26 protein-coding genes are annotated in these 26063 nt (G+C 38.6%); 19 read left to right on the top strand and 7 right to left on the bottom strand.

Translation table 11 applies throughout. The features are described from left to right. The first annotated feature begins 17 nt into the window (after positions 1–17). The 6 genes from mnmG to ABS917_RS09350 all read left to right on the top strand — a co-directional run bounded on the left by mnmG (position 18) and on the right by ABS917_RS09350 (position 6460). Positions 18–1913 (top strand): tRNA uridine-5-carboxymethylaminomethyl(34) synthesis enzyme MnmG, encoded by a 1896-nt coding sequence (mnmG, locus tag ABS917_RS09375; RefSeq protein WP_350478722.1) that lies wholly within the window; start codon positions 18–20, stop codon positions 1911–1913. Between the two features lie 59 nt (positions 1914–1972). Continuing rightward, entirely contained in the window at positions 1973–2689 is a 717-nt protein-coding gene (gene rsmG, locus ABS917_RS09370) for a 16S rRNA (guanine(527)-N(7))-methyltransferase RsmG (RefSeq protein ID WP_350478721.1), read from the top strand. Between the two features lie 248 nt (positions 2690–2937). Continuing rightward, positions 2938–3822, top strand: coding sequence for a nucleoid occlusion protein (gene noc / locus ABS917_RS09365; protein WP_350478720.1), 885 nt, complete (start codon positions 2938–2940; stop codon positions 3820–3822). Between the two features lie 221 nt (positions 3823–4043). Continuing rightward, a complete protein-coding gene (locus ABS917_RS09360; RefSeq protein WP_079523590.1) occupies positions 4044–4805 on the top strand; it encodes a ParA family protein in 762 nt (253 codons plus the stop codon). Next, positions 4798–5643 carry a ParB/RepB/Spo0J family partition protein gene (locus ABS917_RS09355; protein WP_350478719.1) on the top strand — a complete coding sequence of 282 codons (846 nt, stop codon included), beginning with the start codon at positions 4798–4800 and terminating at the stop codon, positions 5641–5643. Before ABS917_RS09360 ends, ABS917_RS09355 begins: the two co-directional genes overlap by 8 nt. A 109-nt stretch (positions 5644–5752) precedes the next feature. Beyond that, complete coding sequence (locus tag ABS917_RS09350; RefSeq protein WP_350478718.1) at positions 5753–6460, top strand: DUF554 domain-containing protein; 708 nt, start codon at positions 5753–5755, stop codon at positions 6458–6460. Here ABS917_RS09350 and yyaC read toward each other — a convergent pair. Beyond that, complete coding sequence (gene yyaC, locus ABS917_RS09345) at positions 6377–7003, bottom strand: spore protease YyaC (RefSeq protein WP_008408365.1); 627 nt, start codon at positions 7001–7003, stop codon at positions 6377–6379. The genes ABS917_RS09350 and yyaC overlap by 84 nt on opposite strands. A gap of 115 nt (positions 7004–7118) precedes the next feature. On the opposite strand from yyaC, the gene ABS917_RS09340 reads away from it, so the two are divergent. The 6 genes from ABS917_RS09340 to rpsR all read left to right on the top strand — a co-directional run bounded on the left by ABS917_RS09340 (position 7119) and on the right by rpsR (position 10833). Next, the gene (locus tag ABS917_RS09340) at positions 7119–8024 is read left to right on the top strand and encodes a mechanosensitive ion channel family protein (RefSeq protein ID WP_350478717.1); all 906 of its coding nucleotides are present in this window, start codon (positions 7119–7121) and stop codon (positions 8022–8024) included. Positions 8025–8027: 3 nt separating this feature from the next. Continuing rightward, positions 8028–8228, top strand: coding sequence for a DUF951 domain-containing protein (locus tag ABS917_RS09335; protein WP_079523585.1), 201 nt, complete (start codon positions 8028–8030; stop codon positions 8226–8228). Positions 8229–8356: 128 nt separating this feature from the next. Beyond that, the gene (gene ychF / locus ABS917_RS09330; protein ID WP_350478716.1) at positions 8357–9457 is read left to right on the top strand and encodes a redox-regulated ATPase YchF; all 1101 of its coding nucleotides are present in this window, start codon (positions 8357–8359) and stop codon (positions 9455–9457) included. Positions 9458–9665: 208 nt separating this feature from the next. Further along, complete coding sequence (rpsF, locus tag ABS917_RS09325) at positions 9666–9956, top strand: 30S ribosomal protein S6 (RefSeq protein ID WP_008408357.1); 291 nt, start codon at positions 9666–9668, stop codon at positions 9954–9956. Positions 9957–9994: 38 nt separating this feature from the next. Next, positions 9995–10552: a single-stranded DNA-binding protein gene (gene ssb, locus ABS917_RS09320; RefSeq protein ID WP_008408356.1), complete on the top strand. Its 558-nt coding sequence runs from the start codon at positions 9995–9997 to the stop codon at positions 10550–10552. A 41-nt stretch (positions 10553–10593) separates the two neighbouring features. Next, entirely contained in the window at positions 10594–10833 is a 240-nt protein-coding gene (gene rpsR, locus ABS917_RS09315) for a 30S ribosomal protein S18 (RefSeq protein ID WP_172954456.1), read from the top strand. Positions 10834–10984: 151 nt separating this feature from the next. Here rpsR and rbsB read toward each other — a convergent pair whose 3' ends face one another. From rbsB to ABS917_RS09285, 6 genes are read right to left on the bottom strand one after another with little or no spacing between them, the layout of a single operon-like run. Continuing rightward, positions 10985–11923: a ribose ABC transporter substrate-binding protein RbsB gene (gene rbsB / locus ABS917_RS09310; protein WP_350478715.1), complete on the bottom strand. Its 939-nt coding sequence runs from the start codon at positions 11921–11923 to the stop codon at positions 10985–10987. A gap of 16 nt (positions 11924–11939) precedes the next feature. After that, entirely contained in the window at positions 11940–12881 is a 942-nt protein-coding gene (gene rbsC, locus ABS917_RS09305; protein WP_350478714.1) for a ribose ABC transporter permease, read from the bottom strand. Further along, positions 12868–14364 (bottom strand): sugar ABC transporter ATP-binding protein, encoded by a 1497-nt coding sequence (locus ABS917_RS09300; protein ID WP_350478713.1) that lies wholly within the window; start codon positions 14362–14364, stop codon positions 12868–12870. Before ABS917_RS09300 ends, rbsC begins: the two co-directional genes overlap by 14 nt. 15 nt (positions 14365–14379) lie before the next feature. Then, complete coding sequence (rbsD, locus tag ABS917_RS09295) at positions 14380–14769, bottom strand: D-ribose pyranase (RefSeq protein WP_350478712.1); 390 nt, start codon at positions 14767–14769, stop codon at positions 14380–14382. Beyond that, entirely contained in the window at positions 14766–15644 is an 879-nt protein-coding gene (rbsK, locus tag ABS917_RS09290) for a ribokinase (RefSeq protein WP_350478711.1), read from the bottom strand. Before rbsK ends, rbsD begins: the two co-directional genes overlap by 4 nt. Continuing rightward, positions 15641–16627 (bottom strand): LacI family DNA-binding transcriptional regulator, encoded by a 987-nt coding sequence (locus tag ABS917_RS09285; RefSeq protein WP_350478710.1) that lies wholly within the window; start codon positions 16625–16627, stop codon positions 15641–15643. The genes rbsK and ABS917_RS09285 overlap by 4 nt, the downstream gene beginning before the upstream one ends. Positions 16628–17130: 503 nt before the next feature. Between ABS917_RS09285 and ABS917_RS09280 the strand changes: the two genes are divergently transcribed. The 7 genes from ABS917_RS09280 to yycF all read left to right on the top strand — a co-directional run bounded on the left by ABS917_RS09280 (position 17131) and on the right by yycF (position 26060). After that, complete coding sequence (locus tag ABS917_RS09280; protein WP_350478709.1) at positions 17131–18078, top strand: YybS family protein; 948 nt, start codon at positions 17131–17133, stop codon at positions 18076–18078. 13 nt (positions 18079–18091) lie between these two features. Further along, on the top strand, positions 18092–20068 hold the full coding sequence (locus ABS917_RS09275) for a DHH family phosphoesterase (RefSeq protein WP_350478708.1): 1977 nt from the start codon (positions 18092–18094) through the stop codon (positions 20066–20068). Further along, positions 20065–20511: a 50S ribosomal protein L9 gene (gene rplI / locus ABS917_RS09270; protein WP_350478707.1), complete on the top strand. Its 447-nt coding sequence runs from the start codon at positions 20065–20067 to the stop codon at positions 20509–20511. Before ABS917_RS09275 ends, rplI begins: the two co-directional genes overlap by 4 nt. Positions 20512–20523: 12 nt before the next feature. After that, complete coding sequence (dnaB, locus tag ABS917_RS09265) at positions 20524–21876, top strand: replicative DNA helicase (protein ID WP_008408341.1); 1353 nt, start codon at positions 20524–20526, stop codon at positions 21874–21876. Between the two features lie 194 nt (positions 21877–22070). Further along, positions 22071–23357 carry an adenylosuccinate synthase gene (locus ABS917_RS09260; RefSeq protein ID WP_350478706.1) on the top strand — a complete coding sequence of 429 codons (1287 nt, stop codon included), beginning with the start codon at positions 22071–22073 and terminating at the stop codon, positions 23355–23357. Between the two features lie 284 nt (positions 23358–23641). Then, complete coding sequence (locus ABS917_RS09255) at positions 23642–25111, top strand: peptidoglycan DD-metalloendopeptidase family protein (protein ID WP_350478705.1); 1470 nt, start codon at positions 23642–23644, stop codon at positions 25109–25111. 238 nt (positions 25112–25349) lie between these two features. Further along, positions 25350–26060 carry a response regulator YycF gene (gene yycF / locus ABS917_RS09250; protein WP_008408338.1) on the top strand — a complete coding sequence of 237 codons (711 nt, stop codon included), beginning with the start codon at positions 25350–25352 and terminating at the stop codon, positions 26058–26060. The last annotated feature ends 3 nt before the right edge of the window (positions 26061–26063 follow it).

The following is a 26063-nucleotide window of genomic DNA, read 5'->3' as shown; positions in this document are numbered from 1 at the left end:
TAGAGAGGAAGAACAACATGTCAATACAATACGAAGCAGGTAATTTTGACGTAATCGTTGTTGGGGCAGGACATGCAGGTGTGGAATCTGCATATGCAGCTGCGAAAATGGGTGCTAAAACACTCATGCTTACAATTAACTTAGATATGATTGCGTTTATGCCATGTAATCCTTCAGTCGGCGGACCTGCAAAAGGAATCGTTGTTCGTGAAATTGATGCACTTGGCGGTTTAATGGGGCGCATTATCGATAAAACACATATTCAAATGCGCATGTTAAATACAGGGAAAGGTCCAGCAGTGCGCGCTTTACGTGCACAAGCGGATAAATTCCAATATCAGCATGAGATGAAACGGGTTTTGGAAGAAGAAGAAAACCTTCAAATTCATCAGGCAATGGTCGATGAACTAATTGTAGAGGATGGCGCAGTAAAAGGTGTCATTACACAAGTTGGAGCAATTTACCGTGCACCGGCTGTTATTATTACAACAGGTACGTTTTTACGTGGGGAAATTATTTTAGGAAACCTGAAATATTCTTCAGGTCCAAACAACCAGCAGCCATCGATCAAATTAGCGGATAACTTAAAAGAATTAGGATTTGATTTGATCCGTTTTAAAACAGGGACACCACCACGTGTAAACAACCGTACAATTGATTATTCAAAAACGGAAATTCAGCCTGGTGATGATGTACCCCGTGCGTTCAGCTTTGAAACAACGGAATATATTATGGATCAGCTTCCTTGCTGGTTAACTTATACAACAGAAGAAACACATCGTACAATTGAAGAAAATCTGCACCTTTCTCCAATGTTTTCAGGGATGATTAAAGGGACAGGTCCACGTTACTGCCCATCAATTGAAGATAAAGTAACACGCTTTAACGATAAGCCGCGTCACCAGATTTTCCTGGAGCCTGAAGGACGCAATACACGTGAAGTTTATGTCCAAGGTTTATCGACAAGCTTACCGGAGCATGTTCAAAAGAAATTAATCGCATCGATCCCTGGTTTAGAAAATGCCGAAATGATGCGTGCGGGCTATGCAATTGAGTATGATTCAGTTATTCCTACACAATTATGGCCAACATTAGAAACGAAAAAAATCCAAGGTCTTTATACAGCAGGTCAAATTAACGGTACTTCAGGCTATGAAGAAGCAGCAGGACAAGGCTTAATGGCCGGAATGAATGCCGCAGCAAAAGTTTTAGGCCGTGAAGAAATTATTTTAGACCGTTCAGATGCCTATATCGGTGTATTAATTGACGACCTAGTTACAAAAGGTACGAATGAACCTTACCGTTTATTAACTTCCCGTGCAGAGTACCGTCTTCTATTACGTCATGACAATGCAGATTTACGTTTAACGGAAATCGGTTATAAAGCAGGGATGATTACGGAAGATCGTTATGCGAAGTTCCAAGAGAAAAAGGCACAGATTGAACAGGAAATCGCGCGTCTGCGTGAAATTATTATTAAGCCGAATGCGACGACACAAGAAGTCATCCGCAATGCTGGCGGTGCGGAGCTAAAAGATGGTATCCGCGGAGCAGACCTTTTAAAACGTACAGAAATGACGTATGATTTAGTTGCTTCCCTAACTCCATCAGAAGTGGAACTTTCAGGTGATGTAAAAGAGCAGATTGAAATTCAATTAAAATATGAAGGGTATATTCAAAAAGCACTTCAGCAAGTAGAGAAAATGAAGAAGCTTGAGGATAAGAAAATCCCTGAAAATATCGATTATGATGCTATTCCAAGCTTGGCGACAGAAGCACGCATGAAGCTTAAAAGTGTTCAGCCGCTTTCAATTGCTCAAGCATCGCGTATTTCAGGTGTAAACCCTGCAGATGTTTCAATTTTACTTGTCTATATTGAGCAAGGTAAAATTGCAAAAGTAACTACGAACTGAATGATGTGAGCGTCTTTATCCAGAAAGGCGCTCATTCTTTAATATGGAGGAATCATTTTATGAACGAAAAGCAGTTTATCGAAGCATTGAAGGAAAAGGGGATTGAGCTTTCAGAACACCAGATTTCGCAGTTTAAAAAATATTTTGAGCTTTTAGTTGAGTGGAATGAGAAAATGAACTTAACGGCGATTACGGATTTGGAAGGCGTTTATTTAAAGCACTTCTATGATTCAATCAGTGCCTCATTTTATTTTGATTTTACAAAAGTGACAACGGTATGCGATGTTGGTGCAGGAGCAGGCTTCCCAAGTATCCCGATTAAAATTTGCTTCCCGCATTTACAAATTACGATTGTCGATTCACTTAATAAACGAATTACGTTTTTAAATCATTTAACAAATGAGTTAAACTTGGATCATATGACATTTGTTCATGCCCGTGCTGAAGAGTTTGGCCAAAATGCAGCATATCGTGAAAAATTTGATGTTGTAACAGCCCGCGCGGTAGCACGTCTTTCTGTATTATCAGAGCTATGTATTCCTTTAGCAAAAGAAGGCGGTTATTTTGTTGCATTAAAAGCTGCAGCAGGCGCAGAAGAATTAAAAGATGCGACAAAAGCCATCTCTACATTAGGCGGAAAATTAATAGAGGAGTTTGCATTCCATTTACCGGTAGAGGAAAGCGAACGTTCACTTTATGTATTTGATAAAGTAAAACCGACACCAAAAAAATACCCACGTAAACCAGGTGTTCCTAATAAAACACCAATTAAATAAAAAATTAACCAAATTTGAAATATATCCGTCTTTTGCTGCATATATATTTATATTTATGTTTTTTTAGTGGATAGAAAAATATAAGTTTATTTTGAAATACAAATGGGTAAAGACATTATTTTGTCCTTATTTAGGCGAAATCTGTCTTTCTCGTAAATTACTATTCATTGAACACTGTACATTTTTGAATGAATCAGAAATAATATTGTATATGAGGTAGACAGTTTCCTAAAGGTGGTGCCACACGGATGAAAAGTACTTTTTCACGTTTTTTCGGAGGCGGGAGCAAAGAGCCTGAAGTAAAAAGTGAAGTAGAAGTAATAGAGAATATCTCGATGGCTTCAGAAGAAGTAGTTAAAATTCCAATAGACAAAATCATTCCGAACCGTTATCAGCCACGTACAGTTTTTGATGATGAGAAGATTGAAGAATTAGCAAGAACGATTCATACACATGGCGTCATTCAACCAATTGTGATTCGTCCAATCAATAATGACGCAGATAAATATGAAATAATTGCCGGTGAGCGACGTTATCGGGCGATGAAATCTCTACAATGGACAGAAGTACCTGCTATTGTACGCAATTTAAATGATCGGGAAACAGCGTCTATTGCCCTGATTGAAAACCTTCAACGTGAGGAATTAACAGCAATTGAAGAAGCGCTTGCTTATCAGCAACTATTAGGATTGCATCAGCTTACACAAGAAGCGCTTGCACAACGTCTTGGTAAAGGACAATCAACAGTAGCTAATAAATTGCGTTTATTAAAGTTGCCTCAATTTGTTCAGGATGCTATTTTGAATCGTGAAATTTCGGAACGTCATGCCCGGGCTTTAATTGTAGTCAAAGATGAGCAATTACAAATGCAGCTCATTGCAGCGACGAAAGAGTATGATTGGAATGTTAGACAGCTTGAAGAACAAATTCAAAAAATTCTAAATCCCGATGAGCCAGAGATAAAAAAACGTAAACCAAGCAGAAAAGCGATCAGCAAAGATGTGCGTATTGCCCTTAATACGATCAAGCAGTCGTTATCGATGGTGACGAAAAGTGGAATTAATGTAAAAACGGAGGAAGAAGATACAGACGATTACTACCAAATCACTGTAAAAATTCCGAAGAAAAAATAAATTATTGAACTGCCCGAAAGATAACGACTTTCTAGGCAGTTTTTTTAGTAGATTAGTAGGTTCAGCAAGTTTTTTGAAATAATTTATGTTTCATAGCATCGTTTTCTAACATTTTTTGTTAAGATAAAAGAAACAGTATTGTAAAAGGAAGATTTAGTCATCCGAGATTTTTAGACTTTAAAAATATACCTAAATTGAAGTGATGAAAGCAGGTGCGGATATTGGGACGTATTATTGCGATAGCCAATCAAAAAGGTGGCGTTGGAAAAACGACAACCTCTGTTAACTTAAGTGCATGTTTAGCTTTTTTAGGAAAGAAAGTATTAATAATCGATATCGACCCACAAGGTAACGCTTCAAGCGGATTAGGTGTTCGAAAAGGTGATTTAGAAAGCTGTGTATACGACGTATTGATTAATGATGAAGATATTAAAGGTGTCATCCAACAAACGGATGTAGAAAATTTATATATTGTTCCTGCTACAATATCATTGGCAGGTGCTGAAATTGAGCTTGTGTCTACAATTTCCCGTGAAGTTCGACTGAAAAAATCATTGCAGGAGATTAAAAATAATTTTGATTTCATTATTATTGATTGTCCGCCATCACTTGGCTTATTAACAATTAATGCGCTGACTGCCTCCGATGCACTGATTATCCCGGTCCAATGTGAATATTACGCATTAGAGGGGTTAAGCCAACTTCTTTCGACAGTCCGCCTTGTCCAAAAACATTTGAACAAGGAGTTAATGATTGATGGCGTGTTGCTCACAATGCTGGATGCCCGTACGAATTTAGGGCTTCAAGTAATTGATGAAGTAAAACGTTATTTCCAGGATAAAGTATATCGTTCAATTATTCCGCGTAATGTGCGGTTAAGTGAGGCTCCCAGTCATGGGAAACCGGTAATTTTATATGATTCAAAATCACGCGGAGCAGAAATTTACTTAGAGTTTGCAAGGGAAGTGATTAAAAATGGTTAAAGGTTTAGGTAAAGGAATTGATGCGCTTTTTCGTGAAGAAGCCGTACATAAAGAAGACCAGGTACAGCAAATTGCAGTCGGGAAAATTTTAGCAAATCCATTTCAGCCACGTAAAATCTTTGATGAGACTGCAATTGAAGAATTAGCCAGCTCTATTATTGAACATGGTATTATTCAACCGATTGTCGTCCGTAAAAATGCTAGGAAATATGAAATTGTGGCAGGTGAACGCCGTTATCGTGCGGCTGTCAGTGCAGGTTTAACAGAAGTACCTGTCATTGTAAAAGACTTTAATGAGCAGCAAATGATGGAAGTTGCCATTTTGGAAAACTTGCAACGTGAAGATTTAACTCCGATTGAAGAGGCAGAAGCATACAACAGTTTAATTGTGAAACTGAATTTTACACAGGATGATTTAGCGAAACGATTAGGAAAAAGCCGTCCGCATATTGCTAACTTAATCCGTCTGTTGCAGCTACCGGAAGACATTCGAGACCTTGTCAACGAAGGAAAACTGACAATGGGGCATGGCCGCGCATTGCTTGGATTAAAAAATAAACGACGTATACCTGAAGTGGCACATAAAGTAATAAAGGACCATCTTAATGTTCGCCAATTGGAAAAGTATATCCAGGATTTAAATGAAGCCGTTTCACGTGAAACAAAGCCGACAAAAAAGGATATTCATATACAGGCAACTGAGTCCCAATTACGTGACTATTTTGGAACACAAGTACAGATCAAAAAGGCTAAGAACAAAGGTAAAATTGAAATTGAGTTTTATTCAGAAGATGATTTGCATCGTATTTTGGAAATATTAAATATGGAACAACAATAAAAAGTGCTGAGCGAAAAGTTCCAGCACTTTTTTTATGAACAGTTATAATATAAACAGAATAATACATAAAGTTGGTTTGTTAGACAGCAAATAGAAAGAGGAAAATTTCATGGTATTACTAGGTTCTCTGTTAAATGCATTATTTATTATAATCGGTGCATTGGTCGGCCGTATCTTTAAGAATATTCCGGAATCCATGCAGCAAACAGTGTTATCCATTATCGGTTTAGTCGTTGCGCTATTAGGAATTCAAATGGGATTGGAGAGTACGAATTTTATTCTGCTAATAGTCAGTTTAATCATTGGTGCGGTCATAGGTGAATGGCTCGACCTTGAAGGGAAGTTTAATCGCTTCGGTCAATGGATTGAGTCCCTTTTTGGAAAGCGCGCACAAAAAGGAACGATTGCAGAGGGTTTTGTTACTGCAACGCTCATTTTTGTTATTGGTTCAATGGGGATTCTCGGTGCTCTTGATAGTGGCTTGCGCAATGATCACAATATCCTCATTACTAAAGGGATTATCGATGGGTTTATGTCGATTATATTAAGTTCAACTTTAGGGATAGGTGTTTTACTATCGGCAATTCCTGTACTTTTATATCAAGGCTCGATTGCATTATTTGCAGGCGTTATTAGTACATATATTCCTAGTGAAGCACTGGACCTATTCATTACAGAAATGACGGCAACGGGCGGTATTATGATTATGGCAATCGGTTTGAATATTGCCGGATTAACGAAAATCCGTATAGCCAATTTGCTGCCAGCGATTTTGATGGTCGGGATACTCGTTGCGATTATTTTTCCGTTTCAGTAAATGGCGCTGCCATGCTAAAACAAGTGCCCGAACGATTTTATCGCTCATAGAATACGTAACATGCAGTCTCGTATTTTGTAATACTTTAGCTTCCATAAAGCCTCCTACGTTAACAATTCCTTTAACAGAAATGTTACCGATAGGGGGCAACTCTTTTTTTACGGCTTTTCCGGGATAAAGCGGACCCTGTTGGATTAGAATAGAACCAATCGCATTTGACTCACCTAAACACGCATCAATCGCAATAATAAAAGGTTGTTCTTTTTCATTAATAAGCTGTTCGTATCGCTCTACAATATTGAGCGCATGAAGCGGTGCCTGCAATGTTCCAACAACCGGAAATGGAAATGAAAAAGTTTGGTGCAGCTGGCTGCCGATAATCGGGCCTAGTGCATCACCTGTAGATCGGTCTGTACCGATACAGCAAAAAATAAGTTCTTCATGGTCAAAAGGAATCGTTTTTAAAAAGATTTCGCTCAGCTCCCAAACTGCGCTCGTCTGCTCGTAATGGACGCTATAATTTTGAGGACATGCTTGTGTCATATTATCACTCCTTTAATTTTTTGATTTAAGTAGATTACTCGAGAAATAAGCTAAAATACGATATATTTATGCAGTATATTCAATTTTAAAGTTTGTTATACAAGAGGTGGTAAATTTGGAAAAAGATTTGAAATTAGATTTAGAGGAATTTGCTGAAACGGATATTAAAGGGCTCGCAGACTATACGACAAAACTTTGGGAATACGTCACAAGTACTGAATTTTTGGTAAAGATTCTGGCAACCAGCGCGAAGATTCTGGCGATTATCGTTATTTCATACCTTGTCGTTTTTATCGGCAAGAAGATCATTCATCGAGTGTTTATGCTGCGTGTAAGAAATAATGAGCGTCGACAGCTTACGATTGTAAAGCTGCTGCAAAGCGTATTGAGCTATTTAGTGTACTTCTCCGCCATTATGGGAATTTTATCGGCTATGAATATACAAATTGCCGGGTTACTGGCAGGGGCAGGTATTGCTTCTGTGGCCATTGCCTTTGGTGCGCAAAACTTAGTGAAGGATGTTATTACAGGATTTTTCATTATTTTAGAGGATCAGTTCGGTGTAGGGGATTTTGTGAAAATAAATACGGCTGAAGGTACTGTGATGGAAATCGGCCTTCGTACAACGAAAGTAAAGGGAGTAACAGGAGAACAATTTATTATTCCAAACGGCAGTATTGTAGATGTTATCAACTATTCTATCAATAACTCAAAAGCTACGATTAATATGCAAATTCCGCTTGATGTCAATATTGAAAAAGTTCAAATGGTTATACAAAACTATCTGGATACATTACCGGAAAAATATGAGGAACTTGTTTCTGCTCCTGTCTTTTTAGGTGTCACAAATACGACAAGCACAGAAGCGACTATTGCTATTACAATAGAAACATTACCATTACAGCAATATTCAATATCACGTATTATTCGGAAAGATGTAATCGACATCTTAACACGCAACGGTATTCCTCTTGCTGTACCGAAAATGATGTTTTATGAGCGAAATCAAGGAGGAGAATAGTAGATGGAAGCAAAGCAGTACGGTCTTAATGACGTTGTGGAAATGAAAAAACAACATCCTTGTGGCACAAACGAATGGAAAGTAATTCGATTAGGTGCCGATATTCGTATAAAATGTGAGGGTTGCGGACATAGCGTTATGATTCCACGCCGGGAGTTTGAGAAAAAAATGAAGAAAATTTTACGCCAGGCAGAAGAAGTCTAAATGCAAAATAGACTTTTATGCCCGCAATCAATATAATAGACAAGGTTGTAAAATTTAATGGACAGAAAAATCCATAAAAAAATTAATAATAAACTTAAATGAACTGAACATAGAAAGGTTGTGTCAATATGGCATTAACAGCTGGTATTGTTGGTTTACCTAACGTAGGAAAATCGACTTTATTCAACGCAATTACAAAAGCAGGCGCTCTTGCGGCTAACTACCCGTTCGCAACAATCGAACCAAACGTTGGTAGCGTAACTGTTCCGGATGAGCGTTTAGACAAATTAACAGAATTAGTAGTACCAAAGAAAACAGTTCCGACAACTTTTGAATTCACAGACATCGCAGGTATCGTAAAAGGTGCTTCTACTGGTGAAGGTTTAGGAAACAAATTCCTTGCTCACATTCGTGAAGTAGATGCAATTTGCCAAGTTGTTCGTTGTTTTGAAGATGAAAATATTACGCACGTTTCGGGTACAGTAAACCCGATCGATGACATTGAAGTTATTAATTTAGAATTGATTTTAGCGGATATGGAATCAGTGGATAAACGTATTGCACGTGTAGCAAAAATGGCGAAGCAAAAAGATAAAGAAGCGATGGTAGAAGAGCCAATTCTTCAAAAGCTAAAAGAAGTATTAGAGGCTGAAAAACCTGCTCGAGCAGCAGACCTTTCAGATGACGAGAAAAAAGTCATCAAAGGTTTACACTTATTAACGATTAAACCAATGCTTTATGTTGCGAACGTTTCTGAGGATGAGGTAGCGGATCCATCTGAAAACAAGTATGTAAAAATGGTACAAGAATACGCAGCAGCTGAAGGCGCTCAAGTAATTACTGTTTGTGCGAAAATTGAAGAAGAAATCTCTGAGTTGGAAGACGATGAGAAAAAAGAATTTTTAGCTGAATTAGGAATTGCTGAATCAGGTTTAGACCAATTAATTAAGGCTTCATACAGCCTATTAGGTTTAGCTACTTACTTTACAGCTGGTGTGCAGGAAGTTCGTGCATGGACATTCCGCAAAGGCATGAAAGCACCACAATGTGCAGGTATTATCCACTCTGACTTTGAACGCGGCTTCATCCGTGCTGAAACAGTAGCATATACGGATTTAGTAGAATACGGTTCAAAGCCAGCTGCAAAAGAAGCAGGCCGAGTGCGTGCTGAAGGTAAAGAATACGTTGTACAAGACGGCGACGTATTGGAGTTCTTATTTAACGTATAATTAGGAGACGCTTTGTGAGTAGAAATCTATCCTCACAAAGCGTTTATTTGTATATGAAATAATCTATTTCATTAATATTAAAAGATGTAGCCAGTTGCATAGAAATAACAACTATGATACAATTCATTGATGTGAGTAATAGAAGTTACTTACTCCTTGCTCCCTATTTAGTAGGAGAGCCCAAGTCCATAAGGAGGTGCAAACACAAATGAGAAAGTACGAATTAATGTACATCATCCGCCCAAACATTGAAGAAGAAGCGAAGAAAGCTTTAGTAGAGCGTTTCCAAGAAATCTTAACTTCAAATGGTGCAGAGATCACAGAAGCAAAAGATTGGGGTAAGCGTCGTTTAGCTTACGAAATCAATGACTTCCGCGAAGGTTTCTACCAAATCGTGAAAGTTAACGCTGGTACTGAAGCTATCAACGAATATACTCGTCTAGCTAACATCAGCGAAGACATCATCCGTCACATCGCAGTACGCGAAGAAGACAAATAATTTTTAAACTTAAATGCTGAAAAAAGGAGGGTGCATTGATGATTAACCGTGTCGTATTAGTCGGAAGGCTTACAAAGGATCCAGAGCTTCGTTACACACCGAGTGGAGTTCCAATGGCACGCTTTACGATTGCCGTAAACCGTACATTTTCGAGCCAGTCTGGTGAACGCGAAGCAGATTTCATAGGCTGTATCGCCTGGAGAAAACAAGCTGAAAACTTAGCAAACTTCATGAGAAAAGGGAGTTTGATTGGTGTAGAAGGTCGTATTCAAACAGGTAGCTTTGAAGGACAAGATGGAAAGCGTGTGTATACAACAGATGTCGTTGCTGATTCAGTGCAGTTCTTAGAACCACGTGGAGGAGCTAATGCATCACAAGGTGCACCAAGCCAACAATACGGTGGAGGGCAAAATTATGGTGGTCAGCCATCTTATAATCAGCCTAACCAACAATTTGGAGGCGCGCAATCTCAGGATTCTTACGGTTCTTATCAACAGCCAGCTCAAAATCAGCAAAACTATACACGTGTAGATGAAGATCCATTTGCAAACAGTAAAGGACCGATTGAAGTTTCTGAAGACGATTTACCGTTCTAAGAACTTCACATCTATAATTAAAAATTAAAAGGAGGAACACGATAATGGCACCACGTCGCGGAGGCCGCAAACGCCGTAAAGTTTGCTACTTCACTTCAAATAACATTACGCACATCGACTACAAAGATGTAGATCTTTTAAAGAAATTCATCTCTGAGCGCGGTAAAATTTTACCACGTCGCGTAACTGGTACTTCTGCTAAATACCAACGTAAACTTACATCTGCAATCAAAGTTTCACGTATTATGGCATTATTACCATTCGTAGCTGAAGAAAAATAATTTTTCTTAAAAGTACAGCAAAGGCTTAATAGGCCTCTGTTGTACTTTTTTTTATTGTACTAAGTTTTTATAGTTCCATAATAAAGGCTGCCACAAAATTACTTGTGACAGCCTAAGAGGTGCAATAGCCTATTTGCAGGCTGTTGCATTATTATTTTGTAATTAATTCAAGATTCACTGGAATCACTTTTTCAACCGTTTCACCGTTTAAATAAGCAATCGCTGTTTCCATTGCGATCTTTCCAATCTCATCGGGTTTTTGCGCAACCGTTGCAGCTAAACTTCCAGCTTTTACAGCAGCTACCGCATCGTCAGTCGCATCAAAGCCGACTACTACAATCTTCTTACCCGAAGCCGAAATTGCTTCTTGTGCACCTAATGCCATTTCGTCATTGTGTGCAAATACGGCTGTAACATCCGGATTGGACTGCAGAATGTTCTCCATCACTGTTAAGCCTTCTGAACGGTTAAAGTTCGCTGTTTGCTTTGCAACGACGTCTAATATACCTGTGACAGCTTCATTGAACCCTTGTCCACGATCACGTGCAGCAGACGACCCTGCGACGCCTTCCAATTCAACAACTTTGGCACCTTCACCAACCAACTCTGTTATATACTCTCCAGCCAGCTTTCCGCCAGCTACGTTATCAGAGGCAATATGTGATACGACTTCGCCACCTTCAGATGAACGGTCTACTGTGATAACAGGAATATTTAAAGCATTAGCAGATTCAACTGCAGTTGCCACAGCAACAGAATCTACCGGGTTAATGATGATCAGATCAACGTTTTGTTGTATTAAATCTTCAATATCGGATGCTTGCTTGGATGCATTATCCTGCGCATCTACAATTGTTGTTTTCACACCAAGCTCTTTTGCCTTTGCTTCTGCATTTTCACTTAGCGTTACAAAGAAAGGATTGTTTAAAGTTGAAATAGATAAACCAATTGTCAACGTATCGCTATTACTCTCAGAAGATGTAGCAGATGTACCAAAAGAAGGCTCCAAAGAGAACCCCGGCTTTACTGAACAAGCCGATAACATTACAGTGGCCATAAGTGCCATTAAAAATATCAAACGTTTTTTCAAGCTAATGACCTACTTTCTATGCTGTTTTTTTACGGTCAATTAATACCGCGATTAAAATAACAATTCCTTTTACTACTTGCTGGAAGAATGAAGAAACACCGATTAAGTTCAATCCGTTATTCAACACGCCGATAATCAAGGCACCTACTAATGTACCGAAAATCCAGCCCTTACCGCCTGTTAAACTTGTCCCACCTAATACAACTGCTGCAATTGCATCCAATTCATAAGACGTCCCTGCTGTTGGCTGGGCAGAGTTTAGACGGGATGTTAAAATCAGCGCGGATAAAGCAGCTAACATACCTGTTAATGAATATACGGCAATTTTTACACGATCTACATTGATTCCTGATAATTTAGATGCCGCTTCATTGCCGCCTACTGCATAAACACGGCGACCGAATGTCGTTTTATGCATAATTACATATAACACAATGAAAGCTAGGATCATTGTACATACCGGAACAGGGATACCGAAGAAATATCCTTTCCCTAACATTTGGAATGTAATTTCGTTTCCTAATTCTGAAACAGGGCGCCCATCCGTGTATACTAACGTTAATCCACGGTAAATTGTCATTGTTGCCAATGTTGCGATGAATGGTGCAACTTTTCCTTTTGCAATGATAATACCATTTACAGCACCAAGAACGGCACCTAATAATAAGGCCGCCAGAATTGTTAATACAGGATCTATTCCTGAAGCGAGCATTGTGGCAGCTACGGCACCTGTAAGCGCTAATGTCGAGCCAACCGATAAATCGATTCCGCCAGTTAAAATAACAAAAGTCATACCAAATGCGATAAGCGCACTTATTGATACTTGACGTAAAATATTTAAAACATTATCTGTTGTCATAAAGCTTGGATTTAAAATCGTAATGACAATTACAATTAAAAATAATCCTAAAAGAGGACCTAGCTTTCCTAACATTTCTTTTGAGCTAGTTTTTAACAACTTCTTCTCCTCCTGTTGCGTAATGCATAATAGTTTCTTGTGTTAAGTCAACATTGTCTAAAATAGCTGTTTGACGACCTTCATGCATAATCATTACACGGTCAGCCATACCTAACACTTCCGTTAGCTCTGAGGAAATCATTAAAATGGCTACACCTTCCTCGGCTAACTGATTCATAATCGAGTAGATTTCTTTTTTGGCGCCGATATCAACACCGCGAGTAGGTTCGTCCAAGATCAAAATATCCGGTTTTGTGCTTAACCACTTTGCGATAACTACTTTTTGCTGATTACCCCCGCTTAATGAGCCGACAGCCTGTGCTGCATTACTGCAGCGAATATTTAGCTGCTCAATATATTTCGCAGCATGCAATTGCTCTTGTTGTGGTTGAATAAAGCCACTTTTTGCAATCGTTTTCAAATTTGTTAAAAACATATTTTCCTTAATTGAAAAATCCAGTACAAGACCTTCTGTTTTACGGTCTTCCGTAACAAATCCTATCCCGTATTTCATTGCTTGAATCGGGTTTTTTATCGTAGCTTTTTCCCCGTGGATGAAGATGTCACCTTTAGACTTTTTAAGATTACCGAAAATCGCCTGTGCTACTTCTGTACGGCCTGCTCCCATTAAACCGGCAAATGCTAGTATTTCCCCTTTGCGGATCTGGAAGTTAATATCATTGCATACCGCAGGACATGTTAGCCCTTTTACTTCTAGAGCAACATCCCCAATTTTTGCATTACGGCTTGGATAACGTTCACCAAGCTCACGTCCGACCATCATTTTAACGATTTCATCGAAAGTTGTTTTTGGAATTTCCCGAACCCCAACATACTCACCATCACGTAAAATCGTAATACGATCACAAATTGCAAAAATCTCTTCCATACGATGTGAAATATAAACAAACGAAATACCTTTTGCTTTCAGTTCTCTAATCGTTTCAAAAAGAGTTTCAATTTCACGATCTGTAAGGGCAGCTGTCGGTTCATCCATTACGATATACTTTGCTTCTGAATTAATCGCTTTGGCAATTTCAATCAGCTGTTGTTTTCCGACTGATAGCGAACCGGCAGGCTGACGTACATCAATATGCAAACCGAGCTTTGCCAATAGTGTCTTTGCTTCTTTATTCATTTCGCGCGTACGCAGGAATCCAGTACAACCAATTGTTTTTTCTTTTCCTAAAAACAGGTTTTCTGCTACAGATAAATGCGGCAGAATATTTAATTCTTGGTGAATTACGTGAATGCCTAAGTTTTCTGCGTCTTTTGCTGAAGTAAATGTATACGACTGACCGTCAACTAGCACGTCACCGTTATCTCGCGAGTAGATACCGGCCAAAATTTTCATCATCGTTGATTTACCGGCACCATTTTCACCCATTAAGGCGTGGATTTCCCCGTCTAACAGGGTGAACTCAACATTGTTTAATACGACGTTGCCATTGAATGCTTTTCTTATGCCCTTCATTTCAATCATGTTCCGTCACCTACCTTAGAAAATTACGCCGCTTTGTAGCATGATATTGGCGTATGGTGTCATTTCACCTGTACGAATAATAACTTTTGCTTCGCTCGACATCTTTTTAAATTGTTCGTGGGGTATATATGTAACCGGTTCCACAATTTTCAATAAAGATGAATGAATTGTTTCGTTTGCAGTTATGATTTCTTCAGCTAAGTAACTATGTTCTACTTTAAAATCTTCTAGAACAACTTCTAAAATAGTCATAAATCCTGGTTCCCCCAGTTTGTATGATAAATCGATACATGTAACGCCGTCCGGAATCGGTAGGCCGCAATCGGCAATAACAATTTTGTCTGTATGACCTAAACGAGCAAATATGCCGGCTAATTCGCGATTTAAAATGCCCTGTTTTTTCATTTTGCGCCTTCCTTTCGAGCAATTACTTCCTCTAATTTTGGCATACCACCTTGGGCTCCAAATTTTTCAACGGATAATGACGCCGCTATATTCGCAAAAAATACTGCTTCTTCAATCGACTGACCTTTTGTAATGGCATGTGCAAATGCACCGTTAAATGTATCACCGGCACCTGTTGTATCAATAGCTGTTGTTTTATATCCTTTTACATGAACATGTTTTGTTCCATCGAAGTAGCGCGCACCATCTTCACCTAATGTTACTATTAACTGATTTGGGTATTTTTCTACTGCTGCTTCAACATCGGCTCCGAAAAGTAAAGCACATTCAGTTTCGTTTGGTGTTAAGTATTTAATATACGGCATCCACTCAATGTCGAAGTTTGCTGCCGGGGCAGGGTTGAATAGCACCGGTACTTGAAGCTCTTTACATAGCTTTAAGCTGTACTCAATCGTTTCTACTGGAATTTCAAGCTGCATTACTACTAACTGACTGTTTTCAATAACTTTTTTTGCTGATGCAATTTCTTCAGGTGTTACTTTAGAGTTGGCGCCTGGTACAACGACAATACGATTGTCCGATTCGTGGAGTAGAATATTTGCAATGCCTGTAGCACCATTTGTATTTATAACTAAGCTTGTATCTATATTTTCTTCATTCAGATTCGCACGCAGCTCCGTACCGAAGCTGTCCGTGCCAACAGCACCTAACATTTTAACTTGGCTACCTAAGCGTGCAGCAGCTACTGCCTGATTCGCACCTTTACCGCCTGGAACCGTTGTAAATATGCTTCCTAAAACAGTTTCCCCTTTTTTGGGGAATACATCCATTTGAACGACTAAGTCCATATTGATGCTTCCTATTACCGTAATCATTTTGCAGCTTCCTTTCTTGTCGTCCCTCGCACAATTAGTTGTGGATTTATATTTAATACCGTTTGTATTATTTCTTTGCCTTCAATCTGTTCAATTAACATTGTTGCGGCTGCAGCACCCATTTTGTACAGATCCTGGCCGACCGTTGTTAATGGGGGTGATACCATTTCACCGAGTGCAATTCCATCAAAGCCTACAATTTGCAGTTCTTCGGGTACGCGCTTTCCAAGCTTATGCGCAATATGAAGTGCAGCAATGGCTAATGTATCACTGCTTGCAAAAATACCGTCAATCTTAGGATTTACAGCTAAAGTCTGTTCAATCGCTTCAGCAGCAACTTTAAAATCAAATGATGTTGTTATAACAATTGGCTCTAGTCCTCGTTTATCCGTTGCTTTAAGAAATCCTGTAAGGCGATCATCCGCAGTTTTTAAACCTTGCGGACCACGTATACATAGTAAATTTCCTGCTCCATTCGTAAGTAAGTACTCCGCCCCAATCCGGGCTCCTTTTTCGTTATCGGTTGCTACAGTTGGAACAGTTACATCGATTATTCGGTCAAGTGCAACGATTGGTGTACTGATGGACATATAAACAGAAGGATCCAGTAAGCTTGTTGCTACTATTAAGCCGGCAACATATGTTTGTGACAGGCGCTCTATATATAACAATTCTTTTTCCACCTGGTCGTCTGAATTACAAAGAACAACCGTATATCCATAAGACCATGCCATGTCTTCCACAGCACGCGCCAGTTCTGGGAAATATGGATTTTTTATATCCGGAACAATGAGACCAATAATATTGGATTGTTTTTTACTTAAAGAACGTGCAACACTACTTGGCTTATAATCCAGCTCAAGAATTGCCTGTTCTATACGTTCTGATGACTTTTTACTGACATAACCATTTTGGTTTAAGTAGCGTGATACTGTTGCTACAGAAAGATTTGCAACTTTTGCTACATCTTTAATGTTAACCATCTATTCGCCCCCTAAACAAAATGTGTTACCGGTTACATAATATATGCTATACAATACAAATTGTCAACGAAATAAAGGACATAAAAGACAGGAAAATAGCATTTAATACGTAGAATATAGTTATTCAAACAAAAAATACTCCATATTAAGTTATACTAAAATAATCATAATGACATACTATTGATTTCTTTTGCACTCTATTCTATGGAGTTTTACCCTATATATTGGTCATATGCCAGTATTTACGTGCACTTATAAAACTTGAGATGTAGGCAGATTTTTTACACGTAGAGGAGAAGTTAAAGGGAATGTCATAATGGATTGGTTTAATTCGTTCTTGGTTGTCGTAACGGTTATTTTGTTTGACCATGCAAAAATGGTACAATAGAAAGGTGAGAAAAGTTGAAAGTAGACTGGTCGAAAAGCCGATCGAATGTAATAGCAAAGTTTGAATAGTCCTTGCATTATAAAGTCTTACGAACAACAGATAAGGAAGGTTCTCCATGCAAAATAATCAATCAAGAAAGCTGGCACAAGGTGCAATGATGATTGCTCTGTTCACTGTGCTGATGGCAATCGTATTTTATATTCCGTTGGCGAATATTATAGCGGCGATTATTGCTCCATTACCGATGATTTGGTATAGCGCAAACTATAATCGGAAGTCATCGCTTTTAGTCGCAGTGATTGCTGTATTTATTACTTTTTTTATTGGTGGACTGCTATTACTACCCGCTTCATTAATCTTTGCAGCAGCAGGTGTAGCGATAGGGGATGCTATTTATCATAAAAAGAGTAAAGTATTTATGTTTATCTCAACGAGTATTGTACTGCTGATCACATTTGCGATTCAGTATTTAATTTCATTGCGTTTGTTTGAAGTAGATTTTATTCGGGATTCTCTTGCGCTCATGAAGACGAGCTATATGGAATCGATTAAAATGACGGAAAGTCTGACTGGACAACCTGTGCCCAAAGAAACAATGGATTTGGCGAATACTATGTTAAATACGTTGGAAATGACAATACCGGCTTCCATTACATTTGGCATGTTACTTTTAACATTTATTATTATTACTGTTAATTTACCGATTTTAAAGCGTTTAAAAGTAGACGTACCGAGTTTTGCGAAGTTTAGTGAATTACGTTTGCCACGTTCGGTATTATGGTATTACTTAATCGCTTTATCAGTGAATTTATTCGTTCGTCCAGAAGCCGGTTCTTCATTGGCTATTATCATGCTAAATATTTCAATGGTATTGTGGGTATTATTAACAATACAAGGTATCTCATTTATCCATTTTGTCATTGATGCGTTTGGCTATCCGAAGTTTATAAAAGTTTTAAGTACAATTTTAGCAATACCTCTCTATTCATTTGTAATTTTAGTAGGTATTGTTGATTTAGGCTTTAATGCACGTAGTTACATTCAAGAAAAGAGTCAGAAATGAGGAGCTGATGGGAATGGGGATTTTTCGTAAAAGACCAATTCGATATCCACTATTAGTATTATTTTTACTTGGTGCAGTAGCAGCTATCCTTATTATGATGTGGAATGTATGGGTGGGAATAGCCTTTATAGCTATTTATTCAGTAGCTGCTTACTACACGGTAAAAGTTGAATTATTAACATATGTAGAAACCGAAAAGCATATCCAAACACTTTCTTACCGGATGGAGGATGTCGGAAAAGAGGCATTTCTGGAAATGCCATTCGGAATCCTGATAATGAATGATGAAATGACGGTGGAATGGGCAAACCCGTTTATGCTTCGCGTCCTGCAGCAAGAATCGCTAGTCGGATATGAACTGGAAATGATTTCAGAAGAGCTGTCTATACTTGTTAATCAAGATCAAAAAAATGAAACGGTCATTGCTATCAATGATCGGAAATATCATATTTATTATAAAGAAGAAGAGAAACTTTTCTATTTCTTCGATATTACAAAGCAAGTTCAGATTGAAAAGCAATATATGGCGGACCGGACAGTACTCGCCATTCTATTTATCGATAATTATGATGAGCTTACATCGGGCATGGATGACCAGACAAAAAGCGTAACGAATACGATGATGACATCGATTATAAATGAATGGGCAGCACAATATGATATTTTTGTTAAAAGAATCGCATCGGACCGTTACATGGCTGTGTTAAATGAATCAATTTTATCTGAGCTTGAGCAGAAGCGCTTTTCAATTTTAGATGTAATCCGTGAACGAACATTGATGCAGAAAAATTTATCGTTAACATTAAGTATCGGTATTGGAGCAGGCTCTCAATCTCTTGTGGAGCTTGGGCAATTAGCGCAGTCGGGACTTGACCTAGTTCTAGGCCGTGGCGGTGACCAAGTTGCCATTAAGCAGTCCAATGGTAAGATACGCTTTTATGGAGGTAAAACAAACCCTGTTGAAAAGCGCACAAGAGTACGTGCCCGTGTAATCTCACATGCACTGAGTGATTTAATTCAAGATAGTGACCGCGTTTTCGTAATGGGCCATAAAAATCCGGACATGGATTCAATAGGAGCATCTGTCGGTGTTCGTAAAATGGTTGCGATGAATGGTATTGAAGGATTTGTCGTAGTCAATTTTGATGAAGTACGCGGAAGTGTAGACCGATTAATGACCGAGTTGGAACAAAAAACCGATTTTTACGATCGCTTTATTACACCGGACGAAGCTTTATCAAAAATAACTCCAAAATCACTTGTAGTTATTGTCGATACACATAAGCCAAGTATGGTAATTGATAGTCGGATACTAAACAGAACGGATAAGGTGGTTGTTATTGACCATCACCGTCGTGGGGAAGAATTTATCAATAATCCTACATTAGTATATATGGAGCCATATGCATCCTCTACAGCAGAACTCGTTACGGAGCTGCTGGAATACCAGCCTCAAAATGAAAAGTTATTGCCGCTTGAAGCGACAGCATTATTGTCTGGTATTATTGTGGATACAAAAAGTTTTACATTAAGAACAGGTGCGCGTACATTTGAAGCCGCTTCATATTTACGTACATTTGGTGCTGATACCGTGCTGATTCAACGTCTGTTAAAAGAAGATGTAGAAACATATGTGGCACGATCAAAAATTATTCAAACTGTAGAATTCCCGTTTGCAGGAATTGCAGTAGCAAATGGTGAAGATTCAAAAGTATACGATTCCGTATTAATCGCACAAACTGCAGACATTTTACTAACAATGAAAGATGTCGGTGCCTCGTTTGTCATTGCTCATCGCAATGATGGACTAATTGGCATTAGTGCTCGTTCATTAGGAGAAGTAAATGTCCAGCTTGTCATGGAAAAGCTTGGCGGTGGAGGCCATTTAACAAATGCCGCTACCCAAATGGAAGCACAATCCATTGATGAGGTTAAAAAATATTTATATGAAGCAATTAATGAAGTAGTCGAAGGGAGTAAAGAATCATGAAAGTAGTATTTTTAAAAGACGTAAAAGGTAAAGGAAAAAAAGGTGAAATTAAAGAAGTAGCAGAAGGTTATGCACGTAACTTTTTAATTAAAAACGGTTATGCAAAAGAAGCCAATAATCAGGCAATTAGCGAACTGCAAGGTCAAAAGCGTTTAGAAGAGAAAAATGCGGCGGCAGAGTTGCAGGCAGCAAAAGATTTAAAAGAGGAATTAGAAGCAATTACAGTAGAAGTAAAAGCGAAATCAGGTGAAGGTGGTCGCCTATTTGGTTCAGTATCTACAAAACAAATTGCAGATGCATTACAAAAGAAACATGGTTTTAAAGTAGATAAACGTAAAATGGATTGTAATGACGGACTTCGTTCATTAGGTTATGCCAATGTACCAGTGAAGTTACATCAAGATGTAAAGGCTACTTTAAAGGTACATGTAATTGAAGAATAAGGAGCGACAACAATGAACGAATCCATGATGGACCGTGTTCCTCCGCATAATAGTGAAGCGGAACAATCGGTCATTGGAGCCGTTTTCCTTGAACCACAAGCTCTAATAACAGCATCTGAAATTGTTATAGCAGATGATTTTTATCATATTGCACACCAAAAGATTTTCCAAACGATGCTGAACTTGAGCGATCAGGGAAAAGCAATTGATCTTGTCACTGTAACGGAAGAATTATCAGCAAAAAAAGAGCTCGAGGATATCGGCGGATTAAGCTATATTACGGAATTGGCGAGTGCTGTTCCGACAGCTGCCAATATCGCACATTATGCAAAGATAGTAGAAGAAAAGGCGATTTTACGTCGCCTTATTCGCGTTGCATCTAAAATTGCGGATGACGGATATACGCGCGAAGATGAGGTAGAAATTCTTTTAGCAGAAGCCGAAAAGAAAATGCTTGAAGTTTCGAACCGTAAAAATGCGGGCGACTTTAAGCACGTAAAAGATGTACTCGTTCAAACATTTGATAATATTGAACAGCTCCAGTCACGTGAAGGGGATGTGACAGGTATTCCTACCGGTTTCCGTGATTTGGACAAGATGACGGCCGGTTTCCAACGCAACGATTTAATTATTGTGGCAGCCCGTCCATCAGTAGGGAAAACAGCCTTTGCCTTAAACGTAGCCCAAAGTGTTGCTGTAAAGGCCCGTGAAAATGTAGCGATTTTCTCTCTTGAAATGGGTGCAGACCAGCTTGTCATGCGTATGTTATGTGCAGAGGGTAATATCGATGCACAACGCTTACGTACAGGTGCTTTAGAAACAGAGGACTGGAGCAAGCTGACAATGGCTATGGGAAGTTTATCAAATTCCGGTATTTACATCGATGACTCTCCGGGTGTACGCATGACAGATATACGTGCCAAATGCCGAAGGTTAGCTAAGGAAAACGGTTTAGGAATGATTATGATCGATTACTTGCAGCTTATTTTAGGTAGCGGTAAACCAGGGGAAAACCGTCAGCAGGAAGTATCGGAAATTTCCCGCTCTTTAAAAGGTTTAGCGCGTGAACTAAAGGTACCTATAATTGCCCTCTCACAGCTGTCGCGTGGTGTAGAGCAGCGTCAGGATAAAAGACCGATGATGAGTGACTTGCGTGAATCCGGTTCGATCGAGCAGGATGCCGATATCGTAGCCTTCTTATACCGTGATGATTACTACGATAAAGAATCGGAAAGTAAAGATATAATCGAAATCATTATTGCAAAACAGCGTAACGGCCCAACAGGCACGGTAAGCTTAGCATTCCGTAAAGAGTACAATAAGTTCCTGAATTTAGAATTCACCCCTCCTCCACGAGAGGAATGACACTTAAACACGAACGTTCCACATAAGTTAAATGTGGATGTTCGTGTTTTTTGTTGACATTTATGATTTGAAATTGTTAAAATGTTCATGTTTCATCATTAAGGAATTAAAAGGTAAATTCTTATGAATAAGAATGAAATACTTAATACGTAATTTTAGTCATTAGGTGAATCATTCGTCGGAGGTGCACATAGATGACAGCTGTAGTTGTAGTAGGTACGCAATGGGGAGATGAAGGGAAAGGTAAAATTACGGATTTCCTTTCAAAAAGAGCAGATGCAATCGCACGTTATGCTGGTGGAGATAACGCGGGTCACACAATTAAAATCGGTGGAGAGACATATAAATTGCATTTAATCCCTTCAGGAATTTTTTATCCGGATAAACTTTCGGTTATAGGAAATGGTGTTGTTCTTAATCCAAAGTCAATTGTAACGGAATTAAAAGGACTGCAAGCTAGAGGAATTGATACATCGAATTTAAGAATTTCCAATCGTGCACATGTTATTTTGCCATACCACATTTATCAGGATATTGCAGAGGAACAGGCACGTGGTGATGAAAAAATAGGAACGACAGCAAAAGGAATTGGTCCATGCTACCAAGATAAAGTTGCCCGAATCGGGATCCGTGTAGCAGACCTATTAGATAAAGAAACATTTGAAAAAAAGTTACGCGCAAATTTAACTTTAAAAAATCGCTTATTTACTAAATTTTATGAAGTGGAAGGCTTACAGTTTGATGATATATTCGAAGAATACTACGCTTACGGTCAAGAAATTGCCCAATATGTAACGGATACTTCGAAAGTGCTGAATGATGTTATTGATGAAGGCGGTAAGGTGCTGTTTGAGGGGGCACAAGGGATTATGCTTGATGTCGATCAAGGAACCTATCCGTATGTAACTTCTTCAAATCCAGTTGCAGGCGGTATAGCAATCGGATCAGGTGTTGGTCCAACAGCTGTAGAACGTGTTGTTGGTGTTTGTAAAGCATATACATCCCGTGTTGGGGATGGTCCATTTCCATCTGAACTTCATGATGAAATTGGCCAGCAAATTCGGGAAGTAGGCCGTGAATATGGTACAACAACAGGTCGCCCGCGTCGTGTTGGATGGTTTGACACGGTTGTTGTTCGTCATTCACGCCGAGTTTCGGGAATAACGGATTTAGCTTTAAATTCTATTGATGTTTTATCAGGTCTTGAAACGGTTAAAATTTGTACAGCTTATGAGTATAACGGAGAACAGATTACAGAATACCCGGCAAACTTGGAAATCATTGAACAGTGTAAACCTGTCTATGAAGAACTTCCAGGTTGGTCAGAAGATGTGACAAACGTTCGGACATTTGATGAGCTGCCTGCTAATGCGAAAAAATATGTACAGCGCATTGTTGAGCTTACAGGTATTTCATTGATGACTTTCTCAGTCGGCCCTTCACGTGAGCAAACAAATATCGTAAATGAAATTTGGAAATGATTATTGAAGTTATAGAAGTGTATTAAAAGTCTAGCCGACTTTTAATATGCTTTTTTTATTACTAAGAAAAACTATAAATGGATATAAGGAGGGGTGATGGACTATTTTACCTACTAAAAATGTAACATTCTTTTAGAAAATAATACAATTACATTACAAAAAGACTGACCCGGTTCATTTGAAATGAGAAATATGGTACATTAGCAAAGTGTGTTTTTAGCCATTGCTAGTTATTAAAAATACATCATTTTTATAGAACAGATCTAGTCGAAAGGAGCTTTATCATGAGTTCAAAAGGAAACAAGGTAGACTTAAAAAAATCTAATCTAAGTCTAATGAATCGTCATAATAGTAAACTAAAAATGGCTACCTTATTTGCCTTGCTTGTTTCTACAGTGACATTCAATACAGGTTTCGCGAATGAAACAGATAAAGAAAAATTCGCTAAAGTTTTCCACGTTTATGTAGCTGATACATACGTAGGTTCCGTTGCAGATGAAGCGACAGTAAATGAGATTGTAGAACAAAAAGAGCAAGAGGCAAGCGAGCAATATGAAGACTTAACAATTGACGCAGGCGCTGATATCTCACTTATACCAGAACAAGTATTTACAGTCGAAGCTAATGAAGAGCAGACATTAAAAAACCTTCAAGAGGCAATAACTGTTCAGGCAAAAGCCTACTCACTAGAAGTGGGGGAAACAGTCGTTGCATCAGTGAAGGATAGAGAAGAGCTTGAAGCTGTAATTGACGGATTAAAGCTTCAATTTGTAACACAAAACGATTTAAAAGAATTGCAAAACAATGCAACTAAAGGTTCTGTACCCGAATTACAAAAGGATGAAACACGCCTGGTCGATCTTACATTATCCACTCCGATTACAGGGGATGAAGTGTTAGCCGAGCCGGCAAATATTGTTTCTGCCAAAAAAGCGGTACAACTTTTACAAACGGGTGCATTGGAGCAAGAAGTATACACTGTAAAAGCAGGAGATGTGTTAGGTTCAATTGCAAAAGCACATGATTTAACAACTGCAGAATTATTAAAAATCAACCCTACGCTTAAAGCAGACACTGTCCTTCAAATTGGCGAACAAGTCAATGTAACTGTACAAAAGCCATTTGTTACAGTAAAGGCAGTTTATGAAAAGAAAAAAGTAGAGGAAATCGACTTTGCTAAAATCGTCAAAGAAGATGAAACGATGCTTAAAGGTAAAAAAGTAGTTAAACAGGAAGGCGAAAAGGGCAAAAAAGAAGTTTCCTACTTAATTACTGAAGAGAATGGTGTCCGAACGGAAAGAATACAATCAGAGGCAGATGTAGTAGCAGAGCCGGAAGACCGTGTTGTCGTTGTCGGAACTAAAGTAATCCCTTCTGTTGGAACAGGTACTTTTGCTTGGCCGGCAGTTGGAGGCTATATATCAAGTAATATGGGAGAGCGTTGGGGACGTTACCACTACGGAATTGATATTGCCCGACCAACAAACTATACGATAAAAGCTTCAGATAACGGTGTTGTCAAAACTGCAGGCAAACATGCAACATACGGAAATTATGTAGTGATTAACCATAAAAACGGTTTTGAAACGTTATATGCTCATCTATCTCGCATCGATGTACAGGTTGGACAAATAGTAGAACAAGGTTCCGCTTTAGGACAAATGGGTTCAACAGGACGTTCAACAGGCACACATTTACATTTCGAAGTTCATAAAAACGGTAAAGAAGTAAATCCATTATCATATTTAGATTAATTTTTAGCAGTCCAACACAGAATTGGACTGCTTTTTCTATAATATGGTCCTCAAGTTACCTGAATGGAAAAAGTTCAAAAACTATTCTTATATGGGTGGAATATTTCCCGGAAAATAATCATAGCAGTATAGCTGTATAATGCACCAAATTGCAAAGCATGATAGAGTAGTTATAGTAAAAATAAAGATAACATTTCATAATTATATAGAGAATTTATGAGAAAAGAGGAATTAGATGATGGATAAAACGATATTAGTTGTAGACGATGAAAAACCTATTGCAGACATTCTGCAGTTTAATTTAATAAAAGAAGGTTATCGCGTCATTTGTGCATACGATGGGGACGAAGCGCTTCAAAGAGTAGAAGAGGAACAGCCTGATTTAATGTTGCTGGATATTATGCTACCTAAACGTGACGGTATGGAAGTATGTCGTGAAGTGCGTAAAAAATATGATTTCCCAATTATTATGCTAACGGCAAAAGGGTCGGAAATCGATAAAGTGCTAGGACTGGAAATGGGTGCTGACGATTATGTAACAAAGCCGTTCAGTACACGTGAATTAATCGCCCGTGTAAAAGCTAATATGCGCAGATTAAATGTGCCAGCTCAAATAGAAGAAGCACAGGCTGAAACGAATGATATTGTAGTAGGCTCTTTAACGATCCAGCCAGATGCCTATTTAGTATTAAAGCGTGACGAGTCAATTGAATTAACACACCGCGAATTTGAATTACTACATTATTTAGCAAAACATATTGGTCAAGTAATGACGCGTGAGCATTTGCTGCAAACAGTATGGGGTTACGATTATTTCGGTGATGTACGAACAGTGGACGTAACAATCCGCCGTTTACGTGAAAAAATTGAAGATAATCCAAGTCATCCTTTATGGATTGTTACGAGACGAGGAGTAGGCTATTACTTACGAAACCCTGAACAGGAGTAAAAT

Source organism: Solibacillus sp. (assembly GCF_040273735.1).
GTDB lineage: Bacteria > Bacillota > Bacilli > Bacillales_A > Planococcaceae > Solibacillus.
This window is presented reverse-complemented; position numbering and strand designations above follow the sequence as displayed.

Coding starts and splice junctions, on each gene's coding strand:
- mnmG (WP_350478722.1), top strand. CDS start 18: ATGTCAATACAATACGAAGCAGGTAATTTTGACGTAATCGTTGTTGGG.
- rsmG (WP_350478721.1), top strand. CDS start 1,973: ATGAACGAAAAGCAGTTTATCGAAGCATTGAAGGAAAAGGGGATTGAG.
- noc (WP_350478720.1), top strand. CDS start 2,938: ATGAAAAGTACTTTTTCACGTTTTTTCGGAGGCGGGAGCAAAGAGCCT.
- ABS917_RS09355 (WP_350478719.1), top strand. CDS start 4,798: ATGGTTAAAGGTTTAGGTAAAGGAATTGATGCGCTTTTTCGTGAAGAA.
- ABS917_RS09350 (WP_350478718.1), top strand. CDS start 5,753: ATGGTATTACTAGGTTCTCTGTTAAATGCATTATTTATTATAATCGGT.
- yyaC (WP_008408365.1), bottom strand. CDS start 7,003: ATGACACAAGCATGTCCTCAAAATTATAGCGTCCATTACGAGCAGACG.
- ABS917_RS09335 (WP_079523585.1), top strand. CDS start 8,028: ATGGAAGCAAAGCAGTACGGTCTTAATGACGTTGTGGAAATGAAAAAA.
- ychF (WP_350478716.1), top strand. CDS start 8,357: ATGGCATTAACAGCTGGTATTGTTGGTTTACCTAACGTAGGAAAATCG.
- rpsF (WP_008408357.1), top strand. CDS start 9,666: ATGAGAAAGTACGAATTAATGTACATCATCCGCCCAAACATTGAAGAA.
- ssb (WP_008408356.1), top strand. CDS start 9,995: ATGATTAACCGTGTCGTATTAGTCGGAAGGCTTACAAAGGATCCAGAG.
- ABS917_RS09300 (WP_350478713.1), bottom strand. CDS start 14,364: ATGATTGAAATGAAGGGCATAAGAAAAGCATTCAATGGCAACGTCGTA.
- rbsD (WP_350478712.1), bottom strand. CDS start 14,769: ATGAAAAAACAGGGCATTTTAAATCGCGAATTAGCCGGCATATTTGCT.
- rbsK (WP_350478711.1), bottom strand. CDS start 15,644: ATGATTACGGTAATAGGAAGCATCAATATGGACTTAGTCGTTCAAATG.
- ABS917_RS09285 (WP_350478710.1), bottom strand. CDS start 16,627: ATGGTTAACATTAAAGATGTAGCAAAAGTTGCAAATCTTTCTGTAGCA.
- ABS917_RS09280 (WP_350478709.1), top strand. CDS start 17,131: ATGCAAAATAATCAATCAAGAAAGCTGGCACAAGGTGCAATGATGATT.
- ABS917_RS09275 (WP_350478708.1), top strand. CDS start 18,092: ATGGGGATTTTTCGTAAAAGACCAATTCGATATCCACTATTAGTATTA.
- rplI (WP_350478707.1), top strand. CDS start 20,065: ATGAAAGTAGTATTTTTAAAAGACGTAAAAGGTAAAGGAAAAAAAGGT.
- dnaB (WP_008408341.1), top strand. CDS start 20,524: ATGAACGAATCCATGATGGACCGTGTTCCTCCGCATAATAGTGAAGCG.
- ABS917_RS09260 (WP_350478706.1), top strand. CDS start 22,071: ATGACAGCTGTAGTTGTAGTAGGTACGCAATGGGGAGATGAAGGGAAA.
- ABS917_RS09255 (WP_350478705.1), top strand. CDS start 23,642: ATGAGTTCAAAAGGAAACAAGGTAGACTTAAAAAAATCTAATCTAAGT.
- yycF (WP_008408338.1), top strand. CDS start 25,350: ATGGATAAAACGATATTAGTTGTAGACGATGAAAAACCTATTGCAGAC.